The 12858-nt window shown below is 51.6% G+C and carries 12 protein-coding genes and 1 other RNA gene; 7 read left to right on the forward strand and 6 right to left on the reverse strand.

All coding sequences use genetic code 11. The features are described 5' to 3' along the window. Positions 1-6: 6 nt before the first annotated feature. The 3 genes from pfkA (at position 7) to MHH28_RS01280 (ending at position 3898) form a co-directional block, all read left to right on the forward strand. Positions 7-978, forward strand: a complete 972-nt coding sequence (pfkA, locus tag MHH28_RS01270; RefSeq protein ID WP_036702222.1) for a 6-phosphofructokinase — start codon at positions 7-9, stop codon at positions 976-978. A gap of 152 nt (positions 979-1130) precedes the next feature. Further along, on the forward strand, positions 1131-3620 hold the full coding sequence (locus MHH28_RS01275) for a CoA-disulfide reductase (RefSeq protein WP_405110710.1): 2490 nt from the start codon (positions 1131-1133) through the stop codon (positions 3618-3620). 17 nt (positions 3621-3637) lie between these two features. Continuing rightward, complete coding sequence (locus tag MHH28_RS01280) at positions 3638-3898, forward strand: metal-sensitive transcriptional regulator (protein ID WP_405110713.1); 261 nt, start codon at positions 3638-3640, stop codon at positions 3896-3898. Positions 3899-3960: 62 nt separating this feature from the next. Here the strand turns inward: MHH28_RS01280 and MHH28_RS01285 are convergent, their stop codons facing one another. From MHH28_RS01285 to MHH28_RS01300, 4 genes are all read right to left on the reverse strand, one after another. Beyond that, the gene (locus MHH28_RS01285; protein WP_405116781.1) at positions 3961-5316 is read right to left on the reverse strand and encodes an MATE family efflux transporter; all 1356 of its coding nucleotides are present in this window, start codon (positions 5314-5316) and stop codon (positions 3961-3963) included. Between the two features lie 112 nt (positions 5317-5428). Then, positions 5429-6658 carry a putative glycoside hydrolase gene (locus tag MHH28_RS01290; protein ID WP_405110716.1) on the reverse strand — a complete coding sequence of 410 codons (1230 nt, stop codon included), beginning with the start codon at positions 6656-6658 and terminating at the stop codon, positions 5429-5431. A 232-nt stretch (positions 6659-6890) separates the two neighbouring features. Beyond that, entirely contained in the window at positions 6891-7079 is a 189-nt protein-coding gene (locus MHH28_RS01295; RefSeq protein ID WP_238649356.1) for a hypothetical protein, read from the reverse strand. 174 nt (positions 7080-7253) lie between these two features. Further along, positions 7254-8081, reverse strand: a complete 828-nt coding sequence (locus MHH28_RS01300; RefSeq protein ID WP_405110720.1) for a YitT family protein — start codon at positions 8079-8081, stop codon at positions 7254-7256. A 325-nt stretch (positions 8082-8406) separates the two neighbouring features. Between MHH28_RS01300 and MHH28_RS01305 the strand changes: the two genes are divergently transcribed. Beyond that, entirely contained in the window at positions 8407-10074 is a 1668-nt protein-coding gene (locus MHH28_RS01305; protein ID WP_405110723.1) for a DEAD/DEAH box helicase, read from the forward strand. Positions 10075-10148: 74 nt separating this feature from the next. Here the strand turns inward: MHH28_RS01305 and MHH28_RS01310 are convergent, their stop codons facing one another. Then, a complete protein-coding gene (locus MHH28_RS01310; protein ID WP_036702210.1) occupies positions 10149-10244 on the reverse strand; it encodes a hypothetical protein in 96 nt (31 codons plus the stop codon). Between the two features lie 179 nt (positions 10245-10423). On the opposite strand from MHH28_RS01310, the gene MHH28_RS01315 reads away from it, so the two are divergent. The 3 genes from MHH28_RS01315 (at position 10424) to MHH28_RS01325 (ending at position 12106) form a co-directional block, all read left to right on the forward strand. Next, positions 10424-11272, forward strand: coding sequence for a YesL family protein (locus MHH28_RS01315; RefSeq protein ID WP_405110727.1), 849 nt, complete (start codon positions 10424-10426; stop codon positions 11270-11272). 104 nt (positions 11273-11376) lie between these two features. After that, positions 11377-11568: non-coding RNA, 6S RNA (gene ssrS / locus MHH28_RS01320), on the forward strand. A 148-nt stretch (positions 11569-11716) separates the two neighbouring features. Beyond that, on the forward strand, positions 11717-12106 hold the full coding sequence (locus MHH28_RS01325) for a DUF1499 domain-containing protein (protein ID WP_340754753.1): 390 nt from the start codon (positions 11717-11719) through the stop codon (positions 12104-12106). A gap of 194 nt (positions 12107-12300) precedes the next feature. Here MHH28_RS01325 and tpx read toward each other — a convergent pair whose 3' ends face one another. Then, positions 12301-12819: a thiol peroxidase gene (tpx, locus tag MHH28_RS01330; protein WP_405110730.1), complete on the reverse strand. Its 519-nt coding sequence runs from the start codon at positions 12817-12819 to the stop codon at positions 12301-12303. Positions 12820-12858: the final 39 nt, after the last annotated feature.

Below are 12858 nucleotides of genomic sequence, written 5' to 3' on the forward strand. Positions count from 1 at the left end.
AACAGAATGTCAAACGTCAAAAAAATCGCAGTATTAACCAGCGGAGGAGACTCCCAGGGCATGAACGCCGCAGTACGTGCGGTTGTCCGCAGCGCGATCTACTTCGGAATTGAGGTATTCGGCATTCAGCGCGGATATCAGGGCCTGCTGAACCGCGACATTTTCCCGATGGATCTGCGCAGTGTCGGAGATATCATCCAGCGCGGAGGTACCGTTCTGCAGTCTGCACGCTGTCTGGAGTTCATGAAGCCGGAAGGCCAGCAGAAGGGTGCTGACATTCTGAATGAGCTCGGCATCGACGGTCTGGTTGTTATCGGCGGAGACGGCTCTTACCATGGCGCCAACAAGCTCAGCAAGCTGGGAATCAAGACGATGGCTCTTCCGGGAACCATTGATAATGATATCTCGTTCACGGATTACACGATTGGATTCGATACGGCCGTAGGCGTGGTCGTGGATGCGATCAATAAACTGCGCGACACCATGTCTTCCCATGAACGTTCATCTATCGTGGAGGTTATGGGTCGCCACTGCGGAGATATCGCTCTGCATGCGGGTCTTGCTTCCGGGGCGGAGACGATTCTGGTGCCGGAAATGCCTTATGATCTGAATGAGGTAGCGGACCGGATGAAGGATAATTTCGCACGCGGCAAACGTCACAGTATTGTCATTGTGGCTGAAGGCGTCGGCAAGGGTGAGGATGTCGCTCAGGCGCTCAAAGACCGCCATGCTTCCCTGGATGCCCGTGTTACGGTTCTGGGACATATTCAGCGCGGGGGTACTCCAACTCCGGGAGACCGTAACCTTGCCAGCCGTCTGGCCGATTTCGCGGTCCGCAAGCTGATTGAAGGCGAATCAGACAAGGCATGCGGGATTATTAAAGGGGAACTGGTTCTTACCGATATCGACAAGGTAGTGAACACGAAGAAAGATTTCAATATCGAACTGTATGAACTGGCTTCCCGTCTATCCCAGTAACAACTGCAAGAGTTCATCCCATCTCCAATCCTTAGCGGAGCAGTCTTCCTTCCATTACCGGAAGAGACTGCTCCGTTTTTCTTTCTTGACAGTATACCCCCACCCGTATATTATAATACCCATAGGGGTATATAAATAGGAGGGGATTTAGAATGAGCAGAACTATAGTCATTATTGGCGGAGTTGCCGGAGGGGCATCCGCTGCGGCACGCTTAAGAAGATTGAATGAAGAAGACAACATTATCATTATAGAGCGGGGAGAGCATGTCTCTTTTGCCAACTGCGGCTTGCCTTATTATATTGGGGAGACTATTGATGTCCGCGAGAAGCTGTTCCTGCAGACACCGGCTGGTATACAGTCGCGATTTAATATCGATGTGAGAATCTTCACCGAGGCAACAGAGATTGACCGTGAACACAAGGTGGTACATTGCCGGAATGTGACAACAGGAGAGACGCTGCAAATTCCGTATGATATTATAGTGCTTTCTCCTGGTGCGAAGCCTATCGTTCCGCCGTTTCCCGGGCTCTCTGAGGCGGATAACCTGTTCACCTTAAGGAATATTCCGGATACGGACCGTATTAAGAATTATGTGGATAACCGTCAGCCAAGACATGCCACTGTAATCGGTGCAGGGTTCATCGGTCTTGAGATGGCTGAGAATCTGCGGGAGCGTGGGCTTGCCGTAACCGTAATTGACCGGGGGCAGCAGATTCTGAACCCGCTTGATCTGGAGATGGTTCGTCCGCTGGAGGAGCATATGCGTCTGCATGGGGTGGAGCTGCGGCTGAATGAGGGCGTAGAGGCTATTGAACAGCAAGGCCGTCTGCTTCGTCTCTCCTCCGGCGGGGAGCTTAGAACGGATATGGTTATCCTGGCGATTGGGGTCAGTCCTGAGAATGACTTGGCACGAAGCTGCGGACTGGAGTTAGGCGTCCGTGGATCGGTTAAGGTCAACGCCTCACTGCAGACCAGTGACCCTGCCATCTATGCTGTAGGAGATGTCATTGAAGTGAAGGACCGTGTTCAAGGATTCGATACCATGGTATCTCTGGCTTGGGGAGCGAACCGGCAGGGGCGCCTCGCCGCCGATCATATCAATGGCCGGGAAGCCTCGTATACGGGAGCATTAGGTACTGCCATTATTAAGATCTTTGATATGACTGCTGCGCTGACCGGAAATAATGAGAAGACGCTTAGTTCATTGGGTGTTCCCTTTGAAGCCATTCATATCCATCCGAATTCCCACGCCGGTTACTACCCCGGTGCTGCACCGATAGCGCTCAAGCTGCTGTTCAACCCGCAGACGGGCGAGATCTATGGAGCGCAAGCGGCCGGAAGTGCCGGAGTGGACAAACGAATAGATGTTATTGCCACTGCCATCCGCAGCAAGCTTAAGGCTGATGAGCTTGCGGATCTGGAGCTTGCGTATGCACCGCCGTATTCCTCGGCCAAAGATCCGGTAAATATGGCGGGTTATGTTGCCTCTAATCTGATGGAGGGGCTCGTCCGTAATCTGCAATGGCATGAAGTCGATGAATTTTCGCGCAGCGGCGGCCTTATCATTGATGTCAGAGATGAAGCAGAGCGTCTGGCCGGGTTCATCCCCGGTTCCATTAATATTACGCTGTCTGAGCTGAGAGACCGGCTGGCAGAGATTCCGAAGGGGCAGGAGATCGCTGTATCCTGCCAGGTTGGGCTGCGCGGCTACATTGCTGCCCGCATGTTAACCCAATATGGATATGCAGTACGTAACGTTGACGGAGGTTACAAAACATATGCAGCGATAGCAAGGAAGGATAATACTGGAGCTTCCGGCAAGGCAGGGACACCGGTTTTGAAAGTGCAGGACCCGTCTCCCGCCAGTAAGGTCCAAAGCCAGGGACAACTTAGCAGTAAGCCGCAGCTCCTGCTGGATGCTTGCGGATTACAGTGCCCCGGCCCTATACTCAAAGTATATGAGACTATCAGTTCTATGGAGGAAGGCCAGCGGGTAGAGATTACAGCAACGGATTTCGGTTTTGCCGCTGATATCAGGCAGTGGTGCAACAAGACGGGGAATACGCTGGAAGCTGTGGATGTATCCGGCGGCAAGGTTCAGGCACTGGTGCGTAAGGGGCAAGATCTCCCAGACAGAACCGGCGCTCCGGCGGAACAGTCAGCAGCAGTCTCTGAAGGAACAACGATGATTGTATTCAGCGGGGATCTGGATAAGACCATCGCTTCCTTCATTATTGCAATAGGCGCCGCAGCGATGGGCAAGCAGGTGACCATGTTCTTTACCTTCTGGGGGCTTAATGTTCTGCGCCGGGGGCAGTCTCCGCAGGTGAAGAAGAATGTGCTCGACCGAATGTTTGGCCTGATGATGCCGAAGGGGACGCGGAAGCTGCCGTTATCCCGGATGAACATGGGCGGGCTTGGGGCGAAGCTGATCCGCTACACCATGGGCCGCAAGAATGTGGAATCCCTGGAGAATCTGATGCAGAGCGCACAGCAGGCCGGGGTTAAGCTGATGGCCTGTACGATGAGCATGGACATCATGGGGATCAAGCAGGAGGAATTAATTGAAGGTGTGGACTTCGGCGGTGTTGCCAGTTATCTTGGAGCTGCCGAGGATTCCGGCGTGAACTTATTCATCTAGAGGAGGGCTGATTGACAGTGGATTATGATAAAGCCATTACTAACCGGCTGAAGCGAATCGAGGGTCAGGTGAGAGGAGTACTCGGAATGCTGGAAGAAGGCAAAGATTGCCGGGAGATCGTCACTCAGCTGACAGCGATCCGGACAGCCGTAGACCGCTCTATCGGTGCAGTGGTTGGAGACAATCTGGAGAAATGTATCCACGAAGAGCTTGCGAAAGGGAACTCTCCTGATCAAGTGATTAAGGAAGCAGTGGATCTGCTTGTAAAAAGCCGGTAATGAAGAACAGCCACAGACGAAGGAGATTACTCTCCATGGTCTGTGGCTGTTGTCATGTTATTCTATGCCTTCTCAGGGGCAAATCTCCGCTGTACCCTTACAAGCCGGGCGAGCAGCAGAATTGCACCGATTCCAAGGCCGGTAATGAGTCCAATCCAGTAGCCGTAGGCACCAAGCTCGGTGTAAGTGGCGAGCAAGTATCCGACCGGCAGGCCGATCACCCAATAGGCGATGAAGCAAATAACGAACGCAGGGTTGACATCCTTGTATCCACGCAGTACACCCTGGGTCGGGGTTGCGATGGCATCGGAGATCTGGAAGAAGATCGCATAGATCAGGAAATGCTGGATCAGCGAAATCACCTCATGGTCATCCGAATACAGCCCGGCGACATGATTCCCGGCGAATAGCAGCACCAGCGCTGTAAGCAGGGAGAGGACAGCTGCCGTACCGATGCCCATAATGCCATACTGGCGCGCATCCTTAAGCCGCCCGGAGCCGCTCTCGAAGCCGACGAGAATCGTCAGGCTCATGCAGATGCTCAGCGGAATCATATAGAGAGTCGAAGCAAAGTTAATGGCGGCCTGATGGGCCGCGATCGTGATCGTATCGAAGCGGCTCATCAGCAGGGTTACAGCCGAGAACACTGCCGTCTCGAAAAAGATGGAAAAGCCGATAGGCACACCAATCTTCAGCAGCTCTTTGAAGCTGGACAGCGACATAGCATGGAATTTGCGGAAAATATGCAAGCTCCGGAAAGGCTCGGCCCGGTAGACGAAGATTAGGGCAATCAGGAAGATGACCCAGTACGTGATGGCAGAGGCTACGCCTGCTCCTACTCCGCCAAGACGGGGGAAGCCGAAGTTGCCGAAGATCAGCAGATAGTTAAGCCCCACGTTGACCGGCAGGGCAATCAGGGTGATGAACATGGAGACACGGGTCTGACCCAGGGCATCAATACAGCTGCGGACAACGGTGTAGCCGAACAGCGGGATAATGCCGAAGGAGATGGCACCGAGGAAGCGGAAGGCGATGTCGCGTACCGCAGGCTCCAGATTCATGAAGTTCAAGATCGGTGAGAGGGCGAAGCCGCCCAGAACCAGTACAAGAACGGATACGATCAGGGAGAGCCAAATGCCCTGCATCACCTGGTGGGCTACATCCTGGCTCCGCTTGCTGCCGAGGAGATGTGACACAATAGGCGTGATCCCCATAAGAATCCCGCTGAGGCCTGTCTGGATGGGAATCCACAGGCTTGTGCCGATGGCTACCCCGGCAAGATCATTCGTGCCGAATTTGCCCGACATGTTGGTATCGAAGAAGGTAATGGCCGACAATGCAATCTGGGTAATCAGGATCGGAAGTAATATATGCAGGAATTGCCCGGCCTTTTGTTTAATGGAAGAAGTCTGTTTCATCATCAATGCCCCGTTATTTTTAATTTTGAATATATTTCCAGTAAAAAGCCCGGCGTCTGCCGGGCTCTGGATATCGTGCGGCTATGGATACATCCGAATAATTGCAGAAAACTTACTGGTCGTACTTCACATTGGCGGTATAGCGGTTGTTGGCATTCCAAAGCAGGAATTCGTCGATATTCTGATCCTTCAAGGCCCGGACCTGATCTTCAACCTGCTTCTTGCCGTATTTGACATAATGCCCGCTGCCCAGCCAGCTGGCGGTGAAATCCTGAATCCACGGGCGGATCACCGGTTTGTAGCTGCCCAGCGGATTCAGCTTCTTGTGCGTATCGACCATGGAGCCCTTGATCGTGGCATAAGGGTCTTTGTCCGGGTCCTTCACATCGAACCAGCCGGTGGAATAATGGCTCGGATAGACCATCGGGCTGATAACATCGACATTCTTGGAGATCTTCACGAAATCCTGGCCGATGCCTTCGGCGGCAGGGACAGAAGCGGCATAACCGAAGATATCCACGGATATCCGTACTCCCAGCGGTGCCAGCTCTGCTTTGGCGTATTTCACAAAGTCAGCGATAATTTCCACGCGCGGACGGTCGCTCTTCGTGTATTTCAGAGTGTCCGCACGCTTCTCGAAGCCTTCAGGGAAGCGTACATAGTCAAACTGGATTTCCTTGAATCCGAGCTTAACGGCCTCTTTGGCAATATCCACATTATACTTCCATACTGCTTCATTATAAGGATTGACGAAGCTGTCTCCGCCCTTGTTAGCCCATACGGAACCGTCCTTATTCACGAAGGACATCTCAGGCTTCTTCTTGGCCAGAACCGAATCCTTGAAGACGACAATCCGGGCGATTGGATAGACATCATGCTCCTTCAGGCGTGTCATCAGCTTATTGATATCACCAATGAACGGCTGGGGATGCCCCAGTTGCTGAAGCTCGGCATTATCCGTCTTGTAAGTGATGTATCCGGCATCATCCTTAATATCAATGACCATGGAATTCAGCTCTGTCTTGTCCAGCAGGGCGAGCAGAGTTTCCATCCGTGCGCCTCCGGCACTGTAGGCCGTGACGTATATCCCTTTAACCTTGGGAGCATCCGGCTGAGGATCGGTATGAAGTGCTGTCTCCGGGGCTGCGCTTGCTGATGGTGAAGGAGAGGTGGTGCCGCCTCCGTTCGGAGAAGCTGCTGCGTCCGGATTGGTTGTCTGTTCTGCGACGACGGAGGGATTCATGGCGCTCTGCAGTGTGGCTGCCACATCGGCTTCATGCCCTTGGTTCGGGACACCTACGCCTCCCAGGGCCATCATCAGTAATGCCCAGGTGATATTCATTGTCTAATTCGCTCCCTTTATGTACATTCCCTATAAAGTATAAGGTAACGGATGCACCCAAAAAGAACAGACTTGTAACAATACCCGTAATTTTTTGATGTGAATTCCGCTCTTGTTGTTAATAAACGGGATGTACGGATTTTAAACCGCTAATTGAAAAAGTAAATGCCGCCCGGACCCATCCCAGGCGGCAGCTATCACAACTTGCTCTTAAAGCAGCTTGCTCTGACACTTAATGAAGATACGCAGAATTCTGGTGTTCGCAAATGCTGTAATGGATGATATCCATGGCATCTGCAGGCTCCAGAATATTCAGGCCGTCACGCAGAACGATTACGGAATTGAGTTCGTCCTGCTTGAGAAACGGTATCATGTCCGGATACCACTTCATGACGATTGCTGACAGTTTTACCGTTTCCATTTCCACAAAAATCACCCTTTCCTTTTTCGAATCGAACTGAATGAAAATTCAGGGTCTATCCGGAAAAACGAAGTGCCTGGAAAAAAGAGGGTAAATCACAATCTTCATGAAATTGTTGAGGTCCTGCGTAGTTATAATATATCACAAATTTGATCGTTTAGCATTTCTAGCGGCCTATCTTTTGCGGAAGGAGCCCATGACCCCAACCGTTTCAACAATATTTACAAAAGCCTGCGGGTCACTGGTCTTGATGATGCGTTTCAGCTCCGCAAGCTCATATCTTGTGGTCACTGTCATTAGCATGTCCCGTTCTACATGAGAATAAGCGCCTTCTGTCTTAAATTTTGTAACTCCGCGCTGAAGGCCCAGCAATTGCTGCAGCAGCTCGTCTGTCCGGGTAGTGATAATGTACACGGTGACTTTGATGTGGCTGACATGAATCAGGTCTACGACCTTGCCGGTGACATAGATAGAGACCATGGAGGCAAGCGCCAGATTCCAGTTGTCGTCAAAATAAGCCGCTGCCAGAATGACCAGCCCGTTGAGGCCGACCAGCACGCTGCCGACCGGGAAGTCCCGGTACCGCGTAATGATGGAGCCCAGAATGTCGAAGCCGCCCGAGGAGCCGCCTACACGGAAGGATACGCCTGCCCCGAAGCCCACCAGGACTCCGCCGAAGACTGAGGAGAGCAGCATATCCGAGGATACCTGAAAGACCGGCACAACTGTCATCAGCCAGGTGGTTGCCCCTACAGAGACAATGCTCAGTATGATAAATCTGCGGCCGAGCTGGAACCATCCGGCGGCAAGCAGCGGGATATTGAAGACTAGATACAGCAGGCTGATGTTGAAGGGAGTGAAATAACCGGCCAGCATGGCAAGGCCGGATACGCCTCCGCTGAGCAGTCTGTGGGGGATCAGGAACAGATTAAAGCCGCTTGCGATCATCGCTGAACCGAAGAGCACGGCTAGAAAGCTCCCGAACAATCTTAGTTTGACCAAGCAAATTCACCTCTGAGTGTAGTGTGAGTGCAATGTAAGTAATGAAAGTAAGGAATACACTGGTATTCCTGATCGGGTTTGTGATATAATGTATAGGATATTCTTGAGTAGGACGTTACAATGGTATTTTTGCATTGCTTTAGAATGCGAAGCTACAATTGTCAGGTGTAAGTAGTGGCCTGATCATAGGACATTTTTTTGTCCCAATACGCGCTAAACCATGCAGGAAATACGGCATGATTGGACAGCCTATAAAGTGTTACCGCTACTTAAGAATACAGACAAGCATGTGGAATGTCCACTGTATAGAAGGAGCATGAATAATTTGAAAACATTCGCAGAATTCGGCTTGGAGCCAAAAGTACTTCAAGCAATCACAGAGCTAGGATTTGAGGAAGCAACACCTATCCAGGAGCAGGCGATTCCGCTTGCAATGGCCGGATCAGATTTGATCGGACAGGCACAGACGGGTACAGGTAAGACCGCAGCCTTCGGGATTCCCCTCATTTCCAAGATCGCCCGGGAAGAAGAGAAAATTCTTGCATTGATTATGACCCCTACCCGTGAGCTTGCCATTCAGGTTGCTGAAGAAATCGGCAAGTTGACCCGCTTCAAAGGACTTCGTTCACTGGCCATCTACGGCGGACAGGATATCGGCCGCCAGATCCGCGGACTGAAGAGAAAGCCCCAGATTATCATTGGTACACCGGGACGTCTCCTGGACCATATCAACCGCAAGACCATCCGCCTGGATGATGTTCAGACGATCGTACTGGATGAAGCCGATGAAATGCTCGATATGGGCTTCATGGAGGATATCCAAACCATCCTCAAGCTCGTTCCTGAAGAACGTCAGACCATGCTCTTCTCGGCAACTATGCCTCCTAACATCCAACGCCTTGCCCAGCAGTTCCTGAAGAACCCGCAGCATGTATCCGTAATTCCTAAGCAGATCAGCGCACCGCTTATCGACCAGGCTTATGTTGAAGTACCTGAACGCCAGAAGTTCGAAGCGCTCAGCCGCTTGATTGACATGGAATCGCCTGATCTGGCGATCGTATTCGGCCGCACCAAGCGCCGGGTAGACGAGCTTGCTGAAGGATTGCAGAAGCGCGGATACTCCGCTGACGGCCTGCATGGCGACTTGTCGCAGAATCAGCGCGATGCTGTAATGCGCAAATTCCGTGACGGCAGCATTGATGTACTGGTAGCTACAGACGTAGCTGCACGCGGACTGGACGTATCCGGCGTAACGCATGTAATCAACTTCGACCTTCCTCAGGACCCTGAGAGCTATGTACACCGTATCGGCCGTACAGGCCGTGCCGGCAAAGAAGGAACTGCATGGTCCTTCGTAACTCCGCGTGAGATGGATCACCTGCACCTGATCGAACGCGTTACCCGTCACCGCATTACCCGCAAACCGCTTCCTACAATGGCTGAGGCTATTGAAGGCAAACAACGCATTACAGCAGAACGTCTGCTGGCAATGGTTGAGGATGCCGAATTGAACGAATACAAAGGCATTGCCATTCAGTTGCTGGAACAGTACGACTCTGTTCAACTGTTGTCTGCTGCAATGAAGCTGCTTACCGGGGACAACAAGGATGCTCAGATTGAACTGACACCGGAAGATCCGATCCGTGCTAAGCGCCGCGGCGGCAAGTACGATATCCGCAGCGGACGCAAGCCTAACAGCGGCTATGGCGGCAACCGTACGGGTTCCGGTTCCAGTTCCGGCGGCGGTTATCGCGGCAACCGTGACAATGCAAGCGGCGGCGGCTATCGCGGGAACCGTGATAACGCGAGCAGCGGCGGAAGCACCCGTGGCGGCTACAGCAGCGGCTATGGCGGTAATAGCGGAAGTGGCAGCAGCTACGGCGGCGGCTACAAAGGCAACCGTGATGGGGCGAGCCGTAATACAGACGGAAGACCATCCTCGCGTCCTAGCAGCACCAGCACGCGTCCGGCTAAGCAGGATTTTGACGCATAAGCAATAACCAACACCTTGAAGAAGACGAGCAACCGTTACCGGTTTCCCGTCTTCTTTTTTTACTGTGGATTCGCTTAGATGAAGGTACGGCTGATGATGACCAGCAGGATGAACAGCACGAGAATGGTTCCGGTGGAAGTCCACGGATTGCAGCAGCCAGGTGCGGACATGAGGTCAACCTCCTTTGAGCTTGAAGGATTTGTTAGGGTTACAATGTAATATATGGACGTATTGCGGAGCTTGCTTAGACGCTAACCTAGAACTTGTAAACTTGGGCGCTGGAAAAGTCCTGTACAAACAGGTATAGTTAAGATACGCAGTATGCACAAGATAGACAGGAGGAAGGGAATTGGAGTTTAAAGGAGCAATGGGCGGTATTTACCGCATCACGGAATGGATCTCACGCATCGCCTTCAGCAATATTTTATGGGCATTGTGTTCGATACCGTTCCTGTTCGCAGGAATTTTGAAGATCATCATGCTGGGTTCAGGGGCAGGCGGAGCGAATGAGCAGATTATGCTGAACTGGGTGCTTGGTGTATTCGCGCCATTCACTGTATTTCCGGCTACGTCGGCGTTATTTACAGTGGTACGCAAATGGGTAATGGGCAATACGGATGTAAGTACATTCCGCACTTTTTTTCAGGGGTATAAAGAGAATTATCTGAAAAGCATGCTGGGAGGCCTTATCTACACCCTGCTGTTTGTCGTGATGTACGTTGATGTGACCGTATACATGACACAAATGCCGAATTTCAAGATCGTTGGTATCCTGATGCTGGTGCTGATGATTATTTTGTTCGTATCGATGTTTAACTTCTTCTCGATTGTGGTTCACTACCAGATGACCTTCAAGGAAGTGGTAACCAATTCTATTCTGCTCACGATCGCCCGGCCGATCCGTGTGTTCTCGACGTTGATTGGTGCAGGGGTTCTTCTCTATATAGGTCTGCGGTATCCGGTGCTCTATGTGCTGTGTATTCCTACGCTGATTGCCATGCTCGCTTTCTTTAATTTCTTCGCTACATACAACAAGCTGCAACTGCAGGTGGAGAAGAAGAAGCTGGCGGAAGAACAGGCAGCGCTGGAAGCGGCTGAAAACGAAGGTATGGCCTCTGATGACGACGATGACGATGAAGACGATGAGGATGAAGACGACAGAGACAAGGACAGCGGTAAGGAGTTCAAGCGGATTTAACAATCCCTTGATCATTTGGACAGTAATATCAACGGTAAATGATCCCGCTGTTAAATAAAGCGCATACAGGTTTACTTTTTCGTCAAAACGCAATATAATGATTATAAATCCTGCGATGTACGTTATGGTTGCTCGTTGTTTTGAACCAATGATAATGTCTTGGGAGATCTACATGAAGCGCGGCTGAACAGCCCTGTCTATATGACCTGGGGAATTCAAAAACGACTTCTGCGGTCACCCACCTGCTCTAGCAGGTTCAGAAGACACTGCAGCCGGACGGCATAGGCGGGTTTTCCAATGAAATTGACAAGGCACCCTGTTACCTGCTCACTGCGGGTAGAGGGTGCCTTTTTCAAGCTTAAAGTGAGCAATGCCCTTTTGTTCCGCGGACAAGAGTGTTACACTTAGGAGAGTGAACTTGGGATTTGAAGAGGGGGAAGAATTTTGTCGTTGAAAAGAACCTTGGTCGGTTTATTTCGCAGTCATGACGGAACAAGCGACCGTGCCAAAGATCCGGCATTGAAAACGCGTTATTACAATCTTTCAAGAGACAAGGCGTGGGATGAAGTCTCCGCAACGCTGAAGAAAATTCCTGGATTTAAAGTCTTGCATGAAGTGCAGTCTGTAGGGGAGATTACCTTGGAGAAAAGAACGGCGTTAGGCCGCTCGCTGGATATTACCGTATCTGTGCTGAGCACTACGCCCGTACGCTGTGCCGTAGATATATATTCAGCATCCAGAGGGTCGCTTGGCGATCTGGGTGCCAATTACCGTGTCATTCAGCGTTTGTATCAGTCTCTGGATAAGAAGCTGGGTAAATATAAGGTGGATTAAGGACAGCCGCAGGCATGTATTGCCGGGATTGTATGCGGTTTCCGGGGGCGGGACAGTCCGTGCCGGACACTGATATCCTTACTGATCATCATACGCAAAAAGCGGGAGAAGGATGACCTTCTGCCGCTTTTTTTCAAAATTGCAGCCTTCTACAGGCCGGATGCTATTTAAATATCAGTGCTGTCCGTTCAAGCTTAGAGCAGGGCCTTAACCGCAGCGATTGCCGCTTCGTAGTCCGGGTGCTCGGCCATTTCACCAAGATACTCAACATAAGCCAAAGTATCGTTCTTGTCCACAACGAAGATGGAGCGCATGTCAAGGCGGAACTCCTTGATCAGGACGCCATAGGCTTGTCCGAAGGAAGTCTCTTTGTGGTCGGACAGTGTAATGACACTGTCAATGCCTGCGGCACCGCACCAGCGGGCCTGAGCGAAGGGGAGGTCTGTGCTGATGGTGAGGATGACCACCTCATCGCCAAGACCGGCAGCCTCGCTGTTGAAGCGGCGGGTCTGCGCATCGCACACACCGGTATCCAGGGAAGGTACAACGCTGATCAGCTTGATTTTGCCAGCGTAATCTGTAAGAGTAACGTCTTCCAGGAGATTCTTGCTTACCGTGAATTGCGGCGCGGAATCTCCGGCTTTCAGCTGCGGGCCTACCAGAGTAATGGGGTTGCCCTTAAAAGTGGCTACGCCTGTTCGTTCTTGCGTCATGTCCTTGTTTCCTCCTTGAATTGCATTATTGGCTTGTAC

The organism is Paenibacillus sp. FSL K6-1217, from assembly GCF_045040735.1.
GTDB lineage: Bacteria > Bacillota > Bacilli > Paenibacillales > Paenibacillaceae > Paenibacillus_AQ.